The organism is Streptomyces sp. NPDC051364, assembly GCF_040682115.1.
Taxonomy (GTDB): domain Bacteria; phylum Actinomycetota; class Actinomycetes; order Streptomycetales; family Streptomycetaceae; genus Streptomyces.
Map to the genome: position 1 here is coordinate 49631 of NZ_JBFBAH010000008.1, position 19180 is coordinate 68810.

Annotated in this window: 14 protein-coding genes and 1 pseudogene; 12 read left to right on the forward strand and 3 right to left on the reverse strand. The window is 73.9% G+C overall.

Features of this window, described 5'->3' with window-relative positions:
• Positions 1-73 precede the first annotated feature (73 nt).
• From AB0M76_RS19200 to AB0M76_RS19210, 3 genes are all read left to right on the forward strand, one after another.
• Positions 74-4345 (forward strand): NEW3 domain-containing protein, encoded by a 4272-nt coding sequence (locus AB0M76_RS19200; protein WP_365953967.1) that lies wholly within the window; start codon positions 74-76, stop codon positions 4343-4345.
• Positions 4346-4363: 18 nt separating this feature from the next.
• A complete protein-coding gene (locus AB0M76_RS19205) occupies positions 4364-5434 on the forward strand; it encodes a LacI family DNA-binding transcriptional regulator (RefSeq protein ID WP_365953968.1) in 1071 nt (356 codons plus the stop codon).
• Between the two features lie 84 nt (positions 5435-5518).
• The gene (locus AB0M76_RS19210; RefSeq protein WP_365954149.1) at positions 5519-6460 is read left to right on the forward strand and encodes an ROK family protein; all 942 of its coding nucleotides are present in this window, start codon (positions 5519-5521) and stop codon (positions 6458-6460) included.
• 32 nt (positions 6461-6492) lie between these two features.
• Here AB0M76_RS19210 and AB0M76_RS19215 read toward each other — a convergent pair whose 3' ends face one another.
• Positions 6493-7488: a TAXI family TRAP transporter solute-binding subunit gene (locus AB0M76_RS19215; RefSeq protein WP_365953969.1), complete on the reverse strand. Its 996-nt coding sequence runs from the start codon at positions 7486-7488 to the stop codon at positions 6493-6495.
• A 119-nt stretch (positions 7489-7607) separates the two neighbouring features.
• Here AB0M76_RS19215 and AB0M76_RS19220 point away from each other — a divergent pair.
• The 3 genes and pseudogenes from AB0M76_RS19220 to AB0M76_RS19230 form a co-directional block, all read left to right on the forward strand.
• Positions 7608-8021: pseudogene (locus tag AB0M76_RS19220) on the forward strand (hypothetical protein); the annotation flags it as partial.
• Positions 8018-9544, forward strand: a complete 1527-nt coding sequence (gene miaB, locus AB0M76_RS19225) for a tRNA (N6-isopentenyl adenosine(37)-C2)-methylthiotransferase MiaB (protein WP_365953970.1) — start codon at positions 8018-8020, stop codon at positions 9542-9544. The pseudogene AB0M76_RS19220 and the gene miaB, both read left to right, overlap by 4 nt.
• A 101-nt stretch (positions 9545-9645) precedes the next feature.
• Positions 9646-10353: a hypothetical protein gene (locus AB0M76_RS19230; protein WP_365953971.1), complete on the forward strand. Its 708-nt coding sequence runs from the start codon at positions 9646-9648 to the stop codon at positions 10351-10353.
• Positions 10354-10416: 63 nt separating this feature from the next.
• Here the strand turns inward: AB0M76_RS19230 and AB0M76_RS19235 are convergent, their stop codons facing one another.
• Positions 10417-10665 (reverse strand): antitoxin, encoded by a 249-nt coding sequence (locus AB0M76_RS19235; protein WP_266663068.1) that lies wholly within the window; start codon positions 10663-10665, stop codon positions 10417-10419.
• Positions 10666-10688: 23 nt separating this feature from the next.
• Positions 10689-10838, reverse strand: a complete 150-nt coding sequence (locus AB0M76_RS19240) for a gliding motility protein (protein ID WP_323139547.1) — start codon at positions 10836-10838, stop codon at positions 10689-10691.
• Positions 10839-11080: 242 nt separating this feature from the next.
• Here AB0M76_RS19240 and miaA point away from each other — a divergent pair, with 242 nt between their 5' ends.
• The 6 genes from miaA to hflX all read left to right on the forward strand — a co-directional run bounded on the left by miaA (position 11081) and on the right by hflX (position 19130).
• A complete protein-coding gene (miaA, locus tag AB0M76_RS19245; RefSeq protein WP_365953972.1) occupies positions 11081-12019 on the forward strand; it encodes a tRNA (adenosine(37)-N6)-dimethylallyltransferase MiaA in 939 nt (312 codons plus the stop codon).
• 131 nt (positions 12020-12150) lie between these two features.
• Positions 12151-12684 (forward strand): hypothetical protein, encoded by a 534-nt coding sequence (locus AB0M76_RS19250; protein WP_365953973.1) that lies wholly within the window; start codon positions 12151-12153, stop codon positions 12682-12684.
• 69 nt (positions 12685-12753) lie between these two features.
• A complete protein-coding gene (gene dapF, locus AB0M76_RS19255) occupies positions 12754-13629 on the forward strand; it encodes a diaminopimelate epimerase (RefSeq protein ID WP_365953974.1) in 876 nt (291 codons plus the stop codon).
• A 140-nt stretch (positions 13630-13769) separates the two neighbouring features.
• Positions 13770-15893 carry an HD domain-containing protein gene (locus AB0M76_RS19260; RefSeq protein WP_365953975.1) on the forward strand — a complete coding sequence of 708 codons (2124 nt, stop codon included), beginning with the start codon at positions 13770-13772 and terminating at the stop codon, positions 15891-15893.
• Positions 15894-16035: 142 nt separating this feature from the next.
• A complete protein-coding gene (locus AB0M76_RS19265) occupies positions 16036-17481 on the forward strand; it encodes a M1 family metallopeptidase (RefSeq protein ID WP_365953976.1) in 1446 nt (481 codons plus the stop codon).
• Positions 17482-17624: 143 nt separating this feature from the next.
• Entirely contained in the window at positions 17625-19130 is a 1506-nt protein-coding gene (hflX, locus tag AB0M76_RS19270) for a GTPase HflX (protein ID WP_266636118.1), read from the forward strand.
• Positions 19131-19180: the final 50 nt, after the last annotated feature.

Consider the following 19180-nt stretch of genomic DNA (forward strand, 5'->3'; position numbering starts at 1 on the left):
ACAGAAGGGCTCCGGCCCTCCCAAGCTGATCGAGCTAATGCGGTTTAGTCCTGCCACGGGAAAGCGTGCGGAAATGGACAGCGGCATTTCGGTCACCGAGGTCGCCACCCCGGCCCTCTTTACCGGTTCTGCGCAAAGCCCGGCGCAGGTGGTCCGCGTGCGGATCCGCAGGGAGCGTCCGGCCGGCCCGCTGTACGTCACCGTGCACGGCCCCGGAGTCGGCACCCCGCACCCGCGCATCCTGCGCGCCGACACCGCCGACGCGTGGGACACCGCCGGTGCCGGGACCGGCGCGGCGGTGGAGTCCACCGTCGAGGTCGCCGTCCGCACGGGCGGCGCCGCGCCCGGGGCCGTACTGCCCGTCACCGCCCGCGTCGCCACCCCCGACGGGCGGCCGCTCGCCGAGCTGCCGTTCGGCCTGGCCGTCGCCGAGCCGGGCTGGACTGTCCGGCTCGTCCCGCACTTTCACTACGACCCCCTGTGGTGGAACACCCAGGCCGCGTACACCACCCTGTGGGACGCCCCGCTGCGGCCCGGCGAGCCCGAGCGCGGCTGGGAGTACACCGGCGTCCCCGCCTTCACCCTGATCCCGCTCCACCTGCAACAGGCGCGCGAGGACCCCGCGTACCGCTTCGTGCTCTCCGAAGTCGACTACCTCAAGCCGTACTGGGACAGCCGTCCCGAGGACCGCGCCGAGCTGCGCGCCCTGATCGCCGGGGGCCGCGTCGAGATCGTCGGCGGCACGTACAACGAGCCCTCCACCAACCTCACCTCCGCCGAGAGCACCATCCGCAGCGCCGTCCACGGACTCGCCCTGCACCGCGGCACCCTCGGCGCCGACCCGCGCACCGCCTGGCAGCTCGACGTGTTCGGCCACGACCCCTCCTTCCCCTCCCTGATGGCCGGCGCCGGGCTCGACTCCGCCGTCCTCGCCCGCGGCCCGCACCACCACTGGGGCCCGATGCAGGACACCTGGGGCGACACGCTCCGGGCCCCGTCCGCGATGCAGCTGCCCGCCGAGTACGAGTGGATCGCGCCCGACGGCCGGGGGCTGCTGCTGCACTACCTGCCCGCGCACTACTCGGCCGGCTGGCCCTCCCACCAGGCCCCGGACGCCGAGGCCGCCGCCGGGCAGCTGCTCGAGCTGTACGAACTGCTCCGGACCGGCGCCGCGACGCGGAACGTCCTGATCCCGATGGGCACCGACTTCTCCTGGCCGCACCGCTGGGGCCTGGACGTTCAGCACGCCTGGAACCGCCGCTACTGCTGGCCGCGCATGGAGCACTCCGGCCCGCGCGCCCACTTCGAGGCCGTCCGCGCCGAACTGGCCGCCCGCGGGGAGCGGCCGCTGCCGGTGACCCGGGAGATGGGCCCGGTGTACACCGGCAAGGACGTCAGCTACGCCGATGTGAAACAGGCCCACCGGGCTGCCGAGAACCTGCTCGAACAGGCCGAGACCTTCGCCGCGCTGGCCTGCGCGGAAGGGCTGCTGGACTACCCGGAGCAGACCCTCGCCAAGGCCTGGCGGCACCTGCTGCACGCCGCGCACCACGACGCGGCCACCGGGACCTTCTCCGACCAGGTGTACCTGGACCTGCTCCCGGCCTGGCGGGAGGCCCACGAACTGGCCGCCTCCGTACGGGAGGAGGCGCTGCGCGCGCTGACCCGGGCGGCCGACACCCGCGGGCCGGGCGCCCTCGCCGTGACCGTCCACAACCCGGTGTCCTGGACGCGGACCGACCTGGTCCGTACGACCGTGGACCTCGCGGAACTGGGCCTGGGCGCGGGCGTGGAGGAGGCCCGGTGCATCACGGTCCTGGACGCCGAGGGGCGCGGCGCGGCCGTCCACCTCGAAGCCGTGGCCGGCGGCCGGGCGGAGCTGGCCTTCCTGGCCGTCGACGTGCCGCCGCTGGGGCACCGCACCTGGTGGCTCGCCGCCGCCCCGTCGCCGGTCTCCGGCGGCTGGGAGCCGGCGGCAGGCCTGGCCGTCGAGAACGCGTACTTCCGGGCGGAAGCCGATCCCACGCGGGGCGGCGGCCTCGCCCGGCTGCTGGACCGGCGTACGGGGGACGAGCTGCTGACGCCGGGTGAGGTGGACGAGCTGGTCGTGCAGGAGGAGTACGACCGGCACCCGTTCTTCGGGGAGGGCCCCTGGCATCTGCTGCCCAAGGGGCCCGGCACCGGCTCGGGCAGCGCGCCCGCCGACTCCTGCCGCGTGGAGCGGGGGCCGCTGGGGGCGCGGATCGTGGCCTCCGGGCGCACCGGCCCGGTCCGCTGGACCCGGACCACGACCCTGTGGGAGGGCCTCGACCGGGTCGAACTGACCACCACCGTGCATGAGTTCAGCGGCTCCGACCGGCTGCTGCGGCTGCGCATCCCGGCCGACGTGCCGGGGGCGCTGCCCGTCGCGGAGACGGCGGCCGCGGTGGTGGGGCGCGGGTTCGCGTTCCCCGAGGCGGATGCGGGGGCCGACCACACGCGGGCTCCGTGGACCCTGGACAGCCCGTGCCTGAACTGGTTCGGGCTCTCGGCGCCGCTGGTGGTGGGCGGGGCCCGGGGCGGGGGTCCGGGCCGGGCGGTGGGAGCCGGCGAGATCGTGCTCCCGGACGCGGGAACCCCTGACGGCCTGCGGGAGTTGGTCGTCGCGCTCGCCCGGTACGGGGTCACCGCCACCCCGACCCGGCCGGGCGGCCCGCGCTGGGGCGACCTGGCCGCGGACAGCAGCCTCCCGGACTTCCGGATCGCACTCGGCGGCCCCGAGCGGAACACCTTCACGGCAGCGGTGCTGGCGGCGGCCGATCCCGCGTACGAGAAGGCCGTACGAGAACACGCGCAGGTCTGGGTACCGGCTCGGGCCGGGCTCCGCGCGCTCTGGAGCCCCGGCTGCGACCTGACCGGCATCCGGGACCTGCCGGTCCTGGTGCTCGCCGGGCCGGCGGGGGAGGCTGCATCGGCCGTCGCCGCGTCGGGCAGGCTCGAGGCCGTGGACCCGCCGGCCGGGGCGGCCGCGCCCGAAGCCCCGTACCCCGGCCCGCCCGAAGCCCCGTACGCCGGCCGGACCGTCGGGATCCTGGTCAAGAGGACGCCCGGCTTCGCCGTGGACACCGAGGGCCGGCTGCACGGCAGCCTGATGCGCTCCTGCACCGGCCGGCCCGCCGGGGAGTTGATGGACCCGCCGCGGCGCACGGCCCCGGACGGCAGCTCCTTCCAGCTCCAGCACTGGACCCACGTCTTCGAGCACGCGCTGGTCGCGGGATGCGGAGACTGGCGGGAGACCGATCTGGTCCGCCGGGGCCGGGAGTTCAACAAGCCGCTGACCGCCGTCACCGCCGCGCCGGACGCCGGCCCGCAGCCGCCCGCCCGTTCACTGCTCGGCGTCGAACCCGCCGACCGGGCCCTGATCGAGGCGGTCAAGCGCGCGGCCGGCGGCTCGGGCGCTCTGGCGGTCCGGCTGCACGAGACCCATGGCCGCCCGGCGCAGGTCCGGCTGCACTGGCCCGCGGCCCCCGCCGCCGAGGCGGATCTACTGGACCGCCCCCTCGGCCCGTTCCCCGGCGGGATCGGCGGCGCGGGGACGGCGACCGTGCTGCTGCCGGCCGCGTCGGGCATGCCGCTGCGGCAGGGCGAACGCGAGCCGTACCAGCCGGTGTTCAGCCGGTACTGGCTCCACAACACGGGAACGGCGCCCCTGGGCGACGCGCCGTACGCGGTGACGTGCACGGGCGTCCCGGCCGACGCCGCGGTGACGGTCGCGGCGCACGGCGAAGGCGCCGGAGGCCCGGTCGGGCTGGAGGTCCGGGCCCCCGAGGGCTGGCAGGCCTCCTGGACCCGGCGCACGGTCGAACTGCCGCCCGGCGGCTACGAGCGGCTCCCGCTGGCGGTGACCCCCGCGGCCGGTGCCCGGCCCGGTACCCACCTGGTCCGCATCCTCGCGAGCACTCCGGCGGGGGAGTTCGAGGACGTCCTCGCCGTCGATGTGCCCGGCGACCCGGACGCCCCTCCCGTGCTGTGGGTGGAGGCGCCCGATCCCGAGGTGGAGGTGGCCCCCGGCGGGCGGGCCCTCGTACGGGCCCGGATCGGCAGCACCGGGATCCGGAGCCCGCTGACGGGCCGGGCGTATGCCGTCTCCCCGTACGGGACCTGGCAGTTCACCGGCCCCGCCGGACAGCCCGTGCACGTACCGGCGGACCACCCGGCGGAGGTGGAGTTCGAGCTCCGGCCGCCGCCGGGAGCCGTGCCGGGCACGTACTGGATGCTGGTCAAGGCGGCCTGCCAGGGCAGGATCGCGTACGGTCCCGCCATCGCCGTCCGCGTATCCGGCGTGCCCGACGTACCCCAGGGATGAAGAAGAGGCAGGCAGGCCATGGCCCGCAGACCCACCATCAAGGACATCGCCCGCCGGGCCGGGGTGTCCGAGAGCGCCGTGTCCTTCGCGCTCAACGACCGGCCCGGCGTGTCCCGGGACACCCGCGCCCGGATCCGCCGGGTCGCAGAGGAACTCGGCTGGCAGCCCAACAGCGCCGCCCGCGCCCTGTCCGGCGAACGCTCCGGCGCGGTCGGACTGGTGCTCGCCCGGCCCGCGCAGACCCTCGGCGTCGAGTCCTTCTTCCTCCAACTGGTCTCCGGCATCCAGGAGGTGCTGTCCGCGGGCCGGGTCGCCCTGCTCTTCCAGGTCGTGGACGGCATCGACGCCGAATGCGCCGTCTACCGCCGCTGGTGGGCCGAACGGCGCGTGGACGGGGTCCTCGTCGTCGACCCGCGTACGGACGACCCGCGCCCGGAGCTCCTCGCACAGCTCGGCCTCCCGGCGGTCATGATCGGCGCAGCGGGCGGGACCGGCCCCCTGTCGTCGGTCCGGGCCGACGGAAGCGGAACCGGCCCGTTGTCCTCCGTCCGGGCCGACGACGCCCGGGCCATGGCCCAGGTCCTGGACCACCTGTACGGGCTGGGCCACCGCCGGATCACCCACATCGCCGGGCTGCCCGGCCTCGCCCACACCGCCCGCCGGATCGCCTCGCTGCGCACCGAGGCCGAGGCGCGCGGGCTCGGCCCGGAGCACGTGCGCTCGGTGGTCACCGACTACTCCGACGCCGAGGGGGCGGCCGCCACCCGCCGGGTCCTCGCCGAGCCCGAACCGCCGACCGCGCTCGTCTACGACAACGACGTGATGGCGGTGGCCGGCATCGCCGTCGCCGCCGAGCTGGACATCGCGGTCCCCGGCCGGATCTCCATGGTCGCCTGGGACGACTCCGCGCTGTGCCGGGTCACCCACCCCCGGCTCACCGCCCTCGTACGCGACACCGCCGGCTTCGGCCGGCTCGCCGCCGAGGAGCTCCTCGCCGTGCTCGCCGGGAGCCCGCCGCGGGCCCGCGAGAGCGAGCAGCCCCGGCTGGAGCCCCGGGAGAGTACGGCCCCGCCGCCGACCGCATACTGAATCCGACCCCTTCCTGGAGCCGCTGCCGTGACGAGTCCCCACCCCGCCTTCCCCGCACCGCGGGCCATCGCCTCGGCCACCGGCCTGACGGTCGCGATCGACATCGGCGGTACGAAGATCGCCGGCGCCCTGGTGCACCCCGACGGCACCATGACGGCCACCACCCGCCGCCCGACCCCGCGGGGCGCGGACGGCGACGCGGTCTTCGCCGCCGTCACCGAGGTCGTCGCCGACCTCGCGGCCTCCCCGCTCTGGCCCTCGGCGGTCCGCTGCGGGATCGGCAGCGCGGGCCCCGTGGACGCCTCCCGCGGCACGGTGAGCCCTGTCAACATCGGGGCGTGGCGGGAGTTCCCGGTCCAGGCCCGGATCGAGGCCGAACTGGCCAGGCACGGCGCGGTCCTCCCCACCGTGCTCGCCGGCGACGGGCCGGCGATGACCGCCGCCGAGCACTGGCTGGGCGCGGCCCGGGGGCACGCGAACGCCCTGTGCATGGTGGTCTCCACCGGGGTGGGCGGCGGGCTGATCCTGAACAACCAGCTCCACCCCGGCCCCACGGGCAACGCGGGCCACATCGGCCACATCAGCGTGGCCTTCGACGGTGAGCAGTGCGTCTGTGGAGGCCACGGCTGCGTGGAGTCCATCGCCTCGGGCACCGCCATCGCCCGGTGGGCCAAGGCCCAGGGCTGGGCCCCGGCGAGCCCGGACGGGGACGCCACCGCAGCGGGTGTGGCCGTGGCCGCCGAGGCCGGGGACCCTGTCGCCGTGGCCGCCTTCGACCGGGCGGGCCGCGCCCTGGCCGCCGCCATCGCGGCCACCGCGACCCTCGTCGAAACGGACATCGCGGTCATCGGCGGGGGCGTCGCCACCTCGGGCGACACCCTGTTCGCGCCGATCCGCGCACACCTGGCGGACTACGCCACGCTCTCGTTCGTGAGGGGCCTGCAGGTGGTCCCGGCGGCCCTGGGCACCCACGCGGGACTGATCGGCGCGGCTGCGGCGGCGCTGATGCTGCTGCCCGCCGCGTGAGCGCTGCGTGAGCGTCCTTACGGCTCGCCTTCCTACGGCTTGACCGAGCGGTAGTACCGCTGGGCCCCTTCGTGCAGGTCCAGCGGGTCCGTGTAGATCGCGGTGCGCAGGTCCACCAGCTGCGCCGCGTGCACCTCGTGCCCGATCCGGTCGCGGCTGAGGATCACCGTCCGAGTGAACTGCTCGGTCAGCTCCGGGTCCTTCTCCTCGGTGGTGACCAGCAGGTTCGGTACGGCCAGGGTCGCCACCGCCGAGGTGTTCCGGGCCCGGGTGTACGCGTCCTGGGGCATCACCGCCGCCCGGTAGTACCGCGCCGGGCTCCCGCTCGCCTGGAGGGCTTCCACCAGGTCGCCGAGCTGCACGAGCCGGATCTCGAACCGGTCCGACAGCTCGCGCACAGCGTTCGTCGGCAGGCCGCCGGACCAGAAGAACGCGTCGATCCGACCGGCCTCCAGCTCCGCCGGCATGGTGTCGATGCCGATGGACACCGGGGTGATGTCGCGCGCCGGGTCCAGCTTGGCCGCCGTCAGCAGCCGCTCCGAGATCAGCCGCACCCCGGAACCCTGCTGGCCGATCGCGACCCGCTTGCCCTTCAGGTCCCGCGCCGACTGCACCGGCGAGCCCGCCGGCACCACCAGCTGCACGTAGTCGTCGTACAGCCGCGCGACGCCGCGCAGCCGGTCCGCGCCCGGCTTCCCGTCGGCCCGGTACTTGGAGACCGCGTCGGCGGTGGCGATGGTGAAGTCGGCCTCCCCGGAAGCCAGCCGCTGGAGGTTCTCCTGCGAGCCCTGGCTGGTCTCCAGCTTCACCTTCATTTCGGGCATGTCCCGGGCGAGTGCCTGCTCCAGCAGCTGGCCGTAGCGGTGGTAGACGCCGGTGCGGACGCCCGTGCTGAAGCTCAGCCCGCCCTTCAGCTCCGGCTCGCCGAAGGGCTTCAGCCACCATGCGAGCAGCGCCAGCACCCCGAGTACGGCCACCAGCCCCCACAGGGCGGTGCGCCTGCGGATGCGGGGCGGTACGTGAGCCATGGCCGCGATCCTGCCACCGACCCGCCGCGCTGTCACGGGCGGCCCGGTCCCGGGCCCCCGGAGCCGGGGGCCGGTGCGGCCCCGGAGGCGAACCTGGTCCGCGCGACGCCGCGCAGCCGGTCCCCCGCCGCGACGCCGCCGCCTTCACCCCGTACGAACTGGCGGCCCTGCTGCGCGACAACGCCGGCCACCCGTGGAAGCCCCCGGCGGGCGGGCCCACCGCCGGGCTCGCCCACGACGTGGTCCACGGCCTCGACATCACCGTCGCCCTCGGCCACCCGCGCCGCGTCCCCGAGGACCGGCTGCGCCCCCTGCTCTCCGCGATCACGCCACGCGGCCTGAGGTTCTTCGGAGCCGACCTGACCGGCATCCGGCTGTGCGCCGACGACCTCGACTGGTCCCACGGCAGCGGAACCCCCGTACACGGGGCCGCCCAGGACCTGCTGCTCGTCCTCTTCGGGCGCCGCCTGCCCGCGGGCCGGCTGCACGGGGGGCCGGAGGGCTTCCGGGTACCGCCTACCCTTGTTGCATGACCAGCAGCAGCGACCGGAGCACGGCAGTGGACGTCAAGGGAACATACGAGGTGCGCACCTACGGGTGCCAGATGAACGTGCACGACTCCGAGCGACTGTCCGGTCTGCTGGAGGGCGCGGGCTACACGCGCGCGCCCGAGGGCTCCGACGGCGACGCCGACGTCGTGGTGTTCAACACCTGCGCCGTCCGCGAGAACGCCGACAACAAGCTGTACGGCAACCTCGGCCGGCTCGCCCCGATGAAGACCAAGCGCCCCGGCATGCAGATCGCCGTCGGCGGCTGCCTCGCGCAGAAGGACCGCGACACGATCGTCAAGCGGGCCCCCTGGGTCGACGTGGTCTTCGGTACGCACAACATCGGCAAGCTGCCCGTCCTGCTGGAGCGCGCGCGCATCCAGGAGGAGGCGCAGGTCGAGATCGCCGAGTCGCTGGAGGCCTTCCCCTCCACGCTGCCGACCCGCCGCGAGTCCGCGTACGCAGCCTGGGTCTCGATCTCCGTCGGCTGCAACAACACCTGCACCTTCTGCATCGTCCCGGCGCTGCGCGGCAAGGAGGAGGACCGCCGGCCCGGCGACATCCTCGCCGAGGTGGAGGCCCTGGTCGCCGAGGGCGTCTCCGAGATCACCCTGCTCGGCCAGAACGTCAACGCGTACGGCTCCGACCTGGGCGACCGCGAGGCGTTCTCGAAGCTGCTGCGTGCCTGCGGGCAGATCGAGGGCCTGGAGCGGGTCCGGTTCACCTCGCCGCACCCGCGGGACTTCACGGACGACGTGATCGCGGCGATGGCCGAGACGCCGAACGTGATGCCGCAGCTGCACATGCCGATGCAGTCCGGCTCGGACACGATCCTGAAGGCGATGCGCCGCTCGTACCGGCAGGAGCGCTTCCTCGGCATCATCGAGAAGGTCCGCGTCGCGATCCCGCACGCGGCGATCTCCACCGACATCATCGTGGGCTTCCCCGGCGAGACCGAGGAGGACTTCGAGCAGACGATGCACGCGGTGCGCGAGGCGCGCTTCGCGAACGCGTTCACCTTCCAGTACTCCAAGCGCCCCGGGACCCCGGCGGCCGACATGGAGGGGCAGATCCCGAAGGAGGTCGTCCAGGAGCGCTACATGCGGCTGGTCGCCCTGCAGGAGGAGATCTCCTGGGAGGAGAACAAGAAGCAGGTCGGCCGCACGCTGGAGGTCATGGTCGCGGAGGGCGAGGGCCGCAAGGACGGTGCGACGCACCGCCTGTCCGGGCGGGCCCCCGACAACCGCCTGGTGCACTTCACGAAGCCGGAGGCGGAGGTCCGTCCCGGTGACGTGGTGACCGTCGACATCACGTACGCGGCTCCGCACCACCTCCTGGCGGAGGGCCCGACGGAGTCGGTGCGCCGTACGCGGGCGGGGGACGCCTGGGAGAAGCGCAATGCGGCGCCGGCGCAGCCCCAGGGCGTCATGCTGGGCATCCCCACCCTGGGCATCCCGGCCCCCCTCCCGGTGGCCACCTCGGGCTGCGCCCTGCCGACTTCTTCCTGACCGCGTCCGGCCCCGCGGGTCCGGACGCGAGGCCGGCCCTGCGAGAGCGGGGTGGCCCGGCGGGGCCTCAGTGCGGGCCGCGCGGGGCTAGGCTGCGGATCATGCTCGTTGCCGCCGCCGTCTGCCCCGCCCCGCCGCTCCTCGTGCCCGAGGTCGCCGCGGGGGCCGCCGCCGAACTCGGCGACGCCCGTACCGCCTGCTCCGACGCGCTCGCGGTGCTCGCCGCCTCCCGCCCCGACCTGCTGGTCGTTGTCGGAGCCGCCGACCAGGACCACCGCGGCCCCTACCCGCAGGGCGCCCGCGGCGGCTTCCGCGGATTCGGGGTCGAGGCCGACGTACAACTCGGGGACGGGGAGGAGGGGCCGCGCCTGCTGCCTCCGTCCCTCGCCGTCGGCGCCTGGCTGCTCGGCCGCGCCGGCTGGGGCTCCGCGCCCGTGGAGGGCCTCGGGGTCGGGGAACCGCTCGAGACCGCCCGGTGCCTGGAGGCCGGCCGGGACCTCGCCGCGCGCGAAGAGCGCGTCGCGCTCCTCGTCATGGGCGACGGCAGCGCCTGCCGCACCCTGAAGGCCCCCGGTTACCTCGACGACCGCGCCGCCGCCTTCGACGCCGCCGCGGCCCGCGCCCTCGCCGCCGCCGACGTGGCCGCGCTCGCCGCCCTCGACACCGAGCTCGCGTACGAGCTCAAGGCCGCCGGCCGGGCCCCTTGGCAGGTGCTGGCCGGCGCCGCCGAGGGCGCGGGCCTCGACGGGCGGCTGCTGTACGAGGACGCCCCGTACGGGGTCGGCTACTTCGTCGCCGCCTGGTCCTGACCGGCAGGAACGAGAAAGGGCGCGGGTTCCGTCGAACCCGCGCCCCTTCCTTGCGGGACCGCGTCAGGAAGCCGCCGCCGGCGGTGTCGGCCCGCCGGGGGCGTCCTTGTGCGCGATCTTGCCCAGGGCGTCCTTCGCCTTGCTCGTGCCGGTCTCGATCTTGCCGTGGTACTTGCCCTTGGTCTTGGAGTCCACGGCCTGCGCCATCTTGTCGAGGTTCTGGCCGATCCTGCCCTCGTGCTGCTGTGCGAGGTCGCCGACCTTGTCCTTCGCCGGAGCGAGCTTGGCCTTCAGAGTGTCCAGCAGGCCCATGGGTCACCTTCCAGTGGCGGTGGCTACGTACGGGCGCTCTCGCCGGCCTCGCTGTCCGCGGCGGCCTCCGCCGACTGCTGCTTCGGGATCTCCACGGCTTCCGCCGCAGGAGCCTCCGTCGCGGCCGGCTCGGCCTCGGTCTCGCCGACCGCAGCCTCGGACTCCGTCGTCACGTCCCCGGACGCGACCTCTGCGGTCGCATCTTGGCCCTTACGACGAAAAAGCCGATCAAAAACGCCCATGTCTACTCCTGTAACGGTACTCGTGCGGGTGAAGTTCCGCCTTGTGCGGCCCGGCCTCCGCCGGGCGTACGCCCGGCGGAACCTCGCCAGGGCAACGACCCCGCCGACAGCGCGTCACGTAACTCGATCGGGTACATGGCAGTGCCTTGACCGGGGGCTGCGAGACTGGGGCGGTGAGGAATGCAGCCCCCGCCCCGCGGGTCATCGCCGTCGTCGGTCCCACCGCGGCCGGAAAGTCCGATCTGGGCGTAGCCCTGGCCCGCCGTTTCGACGGCGAAGTCGTCAACGCCGACTCCATGCAGCTGTATCGGGGGATGGACATCGGCACCGCCAAGCTGACGACGGAGGAGCGCGGCGGCGTCCCGCACCACCTCCTCGACATCTGGGACGTCACGGAGACCGCGAGCGTCGCCGAGTACCAGCGCCTGGCCCGCGCGGAGATCGACAAGCTGCTCGCCCAGGGCCGTACGCCGGTCCTCGTCGGCGGATCGGGCCTGTACGTCCGCGGCGCCCTCGACGCCATGGAGTTCCCCGGCACCGACCCGGAGGTCCGGGCCCGTCTGGAGGCGGAGGCCGTGCTGCGCGGCCCCGGCGCCCTGCACGCCCGCCTCGCCGCCGCCGACCCGGCCGCCGCCCAGGCGATCCTGCCCAGCAACGGGCGCCGCATCGTCCGCGCCCTGGAGGTCATCGAGATCACCGGGAAGCCGTTCACCGCCAACCTGCCCGGCCACGAGTCGGTCTACGACACCGTGCAGATCGGCGTCGACGTGGCCCGGCCGGAGCTCGACGAGCGGATCGCGCTGCGCGTGGACCGGATGTGGGAGGCCGGGCTCGTGGACGAGGTGCGCGCGCTGGAGGCCCGGGGCCTGCGCGACGGAGTCACCGCTTCCAGGGCGCTCGGCTACCAGCAGGTGCTGACCGCCCTCGCCGGCGAGTGCACCGAGGACGAGGCCCGGGCCGAGACCGCCCGCGCCACCAAGCGGTTCGCCCGGCGGCAGGACTCCTGGTTCCGCCGGGACCCCCGCGTGCACTGGCTCAGCGGCGCCGTCGCCGACCGGGGGGAACTCGTCGGACTCGCGCAGTCGTTGGTCGAACGAGCGGTTACAGCCTGATCACGTGATGGCATCGGGACGCCCCGCGCGCCCGTTCGGGGCCCTGAGCCGTGCCATCATCAAATTCCGCAGGTGCGGTCACCAGCGGTGAACGACGGCGTGCGAAGTCCGAGTGGGGAGGGCGTGTGGCAATGGAGGCCGGCCCTCGCGACACTGGGCAGGACGGGACGAGACGGGAAGCGGACCCGACGCTTCTCGGGCACCTCCCAGCAGCAGCTGGGGAGCCTCCCGTGCCCGACGGCCTCGGGCTGCCCGCAGACCCGGCACGGCTGACCCCCGACGGCCCGGACGCACCGGACACCGCCGAGGCGGAGGCCGCCGCCGGTCCCGAGTTCGAGGTCGAGCTGCGCCCGCAGCGCCGACTGCGCATCTGGCAGATCGCCCCCATCGTGATGCTGGCCGCGGCCGGCTCCCTGATGTTCGCCTTCCCGCTCGCCTTCGAGTTCGGCGACGGGGGAGCCGTGGTCGCCATGCTCGGCTTCCTCATCAGCTCCTGCGCCGGCGGCTGGGGCATGATGGCCGCGCGCCGCGTGGGCTACACCTGGCCCGGGCTCCCGCCCCGGGGCAGCGGCCGCCGCCCCGACTGGCGCATGGCCGGGCTGTACGCCCTGGTCGCGCTGGCACTCGTGGCACTGGCCGTGTACCGGGTCGCGCGGCTCCGGTAGCACCTGTCCGAAAGACAGGCCCTGGACGCCGCCGACCTGCCCGAAGGCCCCGCTCGGTACCATGGGCGGGTGACGCAGACGAGCCTCTCCTTCCTCAAGGGCCACGGCACCGAGAACGACTTCGTGATCGTCCCGGACCCGGACAACGCCGTCGAGCTGTCCGCGACCGCCGTCGCGAAGCTCTGCGACCGGCGCGCCGGGATCGGCGCGGACGGCGTGCTGCACGTCGTCCGGTCCGCCGCGCACCCCGAGGCGGCGCACCTGGCCGACGAGGCCGAGTGGTTCATGGACTACCGGAACAGCGACGGCTCCGTCGCCGAGATGTGCGGCAACGGCGTCCGCGTCTTCGCCCGCTACCTCCATTACGCCGGCCACGTCGAGCCCGGCGACCTCGCCGTCGCCACCCGCGGCGGCGTCAAGCGGGTGCACCTCGACAAGAGCGGCGACGTGACGGTCTCCATGGGCCGCGCCGTCCTCCCCGAGGAGCAGGTCACCGTGACGGTCGGCGAGCGCGCCTGGCCCGCCCGCAACGTCAACATGGGCAACCCGCACGCCGTCGCGTTCGTTGACAGCCTGGACCACGCCGGAAGGCTGCTCGACCCGCCTCCGTTCAGCCCCGCCGAGGTCTACCCGACGGGTGTCAACGTGGAGTTCGTCGTCGACCGCGGCCCCCGGCACGTCGCCATGCGCGTCCACGAGCGCGGCTCCGGCGAGACCCGCTCCTGCGGCACCGGCGCCTGCGCCGTCGCCGTGGCCGCCATCCGCCGCGACGGCGCCGACCCGGCCGTCACCGGCGAGCCCGTCACGTACACCGTCGACCTCCCCGGCGGCACCCTCCTCATCACCGAACACCCCGACGGGCAGGTCGACATGACCGGACCGGCCGTGATCGTGGCCGCGGGCGAGTTCGACGCGGCCTGGCTCACCGAAACGGCTTTCGGCTGAAGCTTCCCTCTAATGGGTGATCCGTTTCACGCTGAGCGAGAGGCGGACTGCGCCACGTGGTGGGGTCGGTAGCATCAGGCACCGGCCCTGAGGGCTCACCCCATGCCCACCACCGCCGGTCGAAGCCGCCGGAGGTGCCCATGAGTGCAGAGGCCACGAACCCCGAAGCACGACCCGAAGCGCGCCCCGAACTCCGCAGACGAGGCCGGACCCGCCTTGACCTGCGACGACTTGGGCGCGCTGCCCTTCTCGGGCCCACGTCCCGAGACCGGCTCCCCGATGCCATCGGCCACGTCGCCGAGGCGCACCGCGCCCACCACCCGGACGCGGACCTGTCCATCCTGCGCCGCGCATACGTGCTTGCGGAGTCCTCGCACCGCGGCCAGATGCGGAAAAGCGGTGAGCCGTACATCACACACCCGCTCGCCGTCACCCTGATCCTCGCCGAACTCGGCGCCGAGACCACCACCTTGACGGCCTCTCTGCTCCACGACACCGTCGAGGACACCGAGGTGACCCTCGATCAGGTCCGCGCCGAATTCGGCGACGAGGTCTGCTTCATCGTCGACGGCGTCACCAAGGTGGAGAAGATCGACTACGGGGCGGCCGCCGAACCCGAGACCTTCCGCAAGATGCTCGTCGCCACCGGCAACGACGTCCGCGTCATGTCCATCAAACTCGCCGACCGGCTGCACAACATGCGCACCCTCGGCGTGATGCGCCCCGAGAAACAGGCGCGCATCGCCAAGGTCACCCGCGACGTCCTCATCCCGCTCGCCGAACGGCTCGGCGTCCAGGCCCTCAAGACCGAGCTGGAAGACCTCGTCTTCGCGATCCTGCACCCCGAGGAGTACGAGCACACCCGCGCGCTCATCGCGGCCCACGCCGGGGAGCGCGACCCGCTGCCCGCCATCGCCGACTCCGTCAAAGCCGTCCTGCGCGACGCCGGCATCGCCGCCGAGGTACAGGTCCGGCCCCGGCACTTCGTCTCCGTGCACCGGATCGCCCTCAACCGCGGCGAGCTGCGCGGCTCCGACTTCGGCCGCATTCTCGTGCTCGTCGGCGAGAACGCCGACTGCTACGCCGTGCTGGGCGAGCTGCACACCTGCTTCACCCCGGTCGTCTCGGAGTTCAAGGACTTCATCGCCGCCCCGAAGTTCAACCTTTACCAGTCGCTGCACACCGCCGTCGCCACGCCCGAGGGGTACGTCGCCGAAGTCATCGTCCGTACCCGCCAGATGCACCTGGTCGCCGAGGCCGGCGTGGTCGCCCTCGGCAATCCGTACGCCCACGCCGCGGCGGAGGCCGCCGCACCCGCGGAGGCCGGCTCTCCGGCCGACGCCGCCGACTGCGACGAGGAGCGGGTCGACCCGACCCGGCCCGGCTGGCTGTCGCGCCTCCTCGACTGGCAGCAGTCGGCGCCCGACCCGGACACCTTCTGGAGCGTCCTGCGCGCCGAGCTGGCGCAGGACCGGGAGATCACCGTGTTCCGCGCCGACGGCGGTGCCCCGGGCACGATCAGCCTGCCTGCCGGGGCCAGCTGTATCGACGCCGCCTACGCGCAGTACGGCGAGGCGGCCCACGGCTGTATCGGCGCCCGGGTCAACGGGCGCCTCACCTCCCTGGCCTCCCGGCTGTCCGACGGTGACACCGTCCAGCTGCTGATCGCCCAGGACGCCTCCTCGGGGCCTGCCGCCGACTGGCTGGAGCACGCCAGGACCCCGGCCGCCCGGATCGCCATCAGCAGCTGGCTCCAGGCGCATCCCGACTCGGTGAAACCCGCCACTGCGCCCGCCCGGGCACCGCTGTCCGTGGTCGGCGCCCGGGGCGGCGGCGGCAACGCGGTCGCCGACCTGCCGGACGCCACCGTACGGCTGGCCGGCTGCTGCACGCCGGTGCCGCCGGACGCCGTCGCCGGGTTCGTCGTACGGGGCGGGGCCGTCACCGTCCACCGCATCCACTGCGCGGCGGTGGCTCAGATGCGCTCGCTCGGGCGGACCTCCGTCGCGGTGCACTGGCGGGCCACGGCGGACTGTCGGGTCACCCTGCTCGCCGAATCGTTCGGCCGCCCGCACCTGCTGGCCGACCTGACCGAGGCCATCGCCCGCCAAGGGGTCGAGGTGGTCTCCGCGACCGTGGAACCGCCCGTGGAGCAGCGCGTCCGGCACACGTACACGCTGCAGCTGCCCGACGCGACCGGACTGCCGGCCCTGATGCGGGCGATGCGGGACGTACCGGGCGTCTACGACGTGCGCCGGGCGTAGGCCGCACCGGGGCCGAGCGAGGCCCGGACCCCGGCCGAGCCCGGGCCGGGCCTGGGCCGCGTCGTCGCCGGAAGGTCCCGTTCGGGTGGAACCGTCGCGCGTCGTGCCCGGGTGCGCGGCGGGGGCTGGTAAGCGGTGGGGGATGCAGCTCTCCTCCCCGCGCCTGCGCGCCGCCCTGCTCGCCGCGGCCTCCCTCACCCTCGTCGCCGCCGTGCTGCCCCCGCCGAAGCCGCTGGGCATCGGCGACACGCTGTTCCCGCAGCTCGGGAACCCCGGGTACGACGTCCTCTCGTACGACCTGTCCTTCACGTACAAGGACAACAAGAGCCCGCTCGACGCGGTCACCGTCATCGACGCCCGCGCCCTGGAGCCGCTGGAGCGGATCAACCTGGACTTCACCCACGGAACGGTGGCGTCCGTCGAGGTCAACGGCGAGCCGGCGCACTTCGAGAGCGCCGGGGAGGACCTCGTGCTCACCCCGGCGAGCCCCGTCGCGGCCAACGTGCCGCTGCACATCGCGATCCGGCACACCAGCGATCCGCGCGGTATCGCCGACGGGGGCTGGGTGCCCACCGACGACGGCCTGGCCATGGCCAACCAGGCCGACGCCGCCCACCGGGTCTTCCCGTGCAACGACCACCCGGCGGACAAGGCGTACTTCACCTTCCGGATCACCGCGCCCGCCGGTCTCACCGCCGTCGCCAACGGGGTGCCGAGCGCCCTCCCGGCCCCCCGGGCCGCAGGCTCGACCACCTGGACGTACCGGACCCTGCACCCGATGGCCACCGAACTCGCGCAGGTCTCCATCGGCGACTCCGCCGTGGTGGCGGGCACCGGTCCGCACGGGCTGCCGCTGCGCCACGTGGTCCCCGCCGCGGACCGGCAGCGGCTGGAACCCTGGCTGAAGAAGACCGCCGGGCACGTCCAGTGGATGGAGCAGCACGTCGGCCGCTACCCCTTCGAGAACTACGGCGTACTGATCGCGCGGGCGAAGACCGGCTTCGAGCTGGAGACGCAGACCCTCTCGCTCTTCGAGAACGGCCTGTTCTCGGGAGCGGGCTACCCCGAGTGGTACGTGGAGGCCGTGATGGTCCACGAGCTCGCCCACCAGTGGTTCGGCGACAGCGTCACCCCGCGGACATGGTCCGACCTGTGGCTCAATGAGGGGCACGCCACCTGGTACGAGGCCCTGTACGCGGACGGCCTCGGCAAGTACTCCATGGAGCGGCGCATGCGCGAGGCGTACCAGCGCTCCGACCAGTGGCGGGCGGCCGGCGGGCCCCCGGCCGCACCGAAGCCCGCCGCCCCCGGCGAGAAGATCGGGCTGTTCCGGCCGGTGGTCTACGACGGGGCCGCGCTGGTGCTGTACGCGCTGCGGCAGGAGATCGGCGCGAAGGCCTTCGACGTCCTGGAGCGCCGCTGGGTGGCGGAGCACCAGGACGGGATCGCCGGCACCGACGACTTCGTACGCATGGCCTCGGAGGTGGCCGGACGGGATCTGGAGGCCTTCCTGAAGCCGTGGCTGTACGGGAAGACGACCCCGGCGATGCCCGGGCACCCGGAGTGGGGCAGCCCGAAAAGCGTGTGACCGGCAGGGAACGGGCATGTCACCATCGACAGGGCCGCACGCCGGGGGGAATCTCCCGGCGATGTGACACGTTGGACGTGGCAGTGTGAGAGTTACTGTCAGGCCTGGCCACGGGCCCCATTCGATATCGACGTAAGGATCCAATGACCTCCTCTTCTTCCCCTTCCCAGGACGCGCGGGACGCACAGGACGTGCCTGACTCGCAGAGCTTCACCGAGAGCCTTCGGGCCGACGCCCTGATGGAAGAGGACGTCGCCTGGAGCCACGAGGTCGACGGAGACCGGGACGGCGAGCAGTTCGAGCGCTCCGAGCGTGCGGCGCTGCGCCGTGTGGCCGGCCTCTCCACCGAGCTCGAAGACGTCACCGAGGTCGAGTACCGGCAGCTGCGCCTCGAGCGCGTCGTGCTGGTGGGCGTATGGACCTCCGGCACGGTGCAGGACGCCGAGAACTCCCTCGCGGAGCTCGCCGCCCTCGCCGAGACGGCGGGCGCCCTCGTACTCGACGGTGTGATCCAGCGCCGTGACAAGCCGGACCCGGCCACCTTCATCGGCTCGGGCAAGGCCCGCGAGCTGCGCGACATCGTGCTCGAGAGCGGAGCCGACACCGTCGTCTGCGACGGTGAGCTCAGCCCCGGCCAGCTCATCGCCCTCGAGGACGTCGTCAAGGTCAAGGTCGTCGACCGGACCGCCCTGATCCTCGACATCTTCGCCCAGCACGCCAAGTCCCGAGAGGGCAAGGCGCAGGTCGCACTCGCGCAGATGCAGTACATGCTGCCGCGCCTGCGCGGCTGGGGTGCGTCGCTGTCCCGTCAGATGGGTGGCGGCGGCGGTGGCGGCATGGCCACCCGAGGCCCCGGTGAGACCAAGATCGAGACCGACCGGCGACGGATCCGCGAGAAGATGGCGAAGATGCGCCGGGAGATCGCGGACATGAAGACCGGCCGCGACATCAAGCGGCAGGAACGGCGCCGCAACAAGGTGCCCTCGGTCGCCATCGCCGGCTACACCAACGCCGGCAAGTCCTCGCTGCTCAACCGCCTCACGGGCGCGGGTGTACTGGTGGAGAACGCGCTGTTCGCCACCCTCGACCCGACCGTGCGCCGGGCCGAGACGCCCAGCGGCCGGATCTACACCCTGGCCGACACCGTCGGCTTCGTCCGGCACCTGCCCCACCACCTGGTCGAGGCGTTCCGCTCCACGATGGAGGAGGTCGGCGACTCCGACCTCATCCTGCACATCGTGGACGGCTCGCACCCGGCGCCGGAGGAGCAGCTGGCGGCGGTGCGCGAGGTCATCCGCGACGTCGGCGCGGTCAACGTGCCCGAGATCGTGGTGATCAACAAGGCCGACGCCGCGGATCCGCTCGTACTGCAGCGGCTGCTGCGGATCGAGCGGCACTCCATCGCCGTCTCGGCGCGCACGGGGCAGGGCATCGAGGAGCTCCTCGGGCTCATCGACTCCGAACTGCCGCGGCCCGAGGTCGAGGTGGAGGCCCTGGTGCCGTACACCCGCGGCTCGCTGGTCGCCCGGGCGCACGCCGAGGGCGAGGTGATCTCCGAGGAGCACACCCCGGAGGGCACCCTGCTCAAGGTGCGGGTCCACCAGGAACTGGCGGCGGACCTGGCGCCGTACGTGCCGGCGAAGCGGTAACGCGTACGCGGTATGAACGAACCGAGGGCCCCCTGCGATGCAGGGGGCCC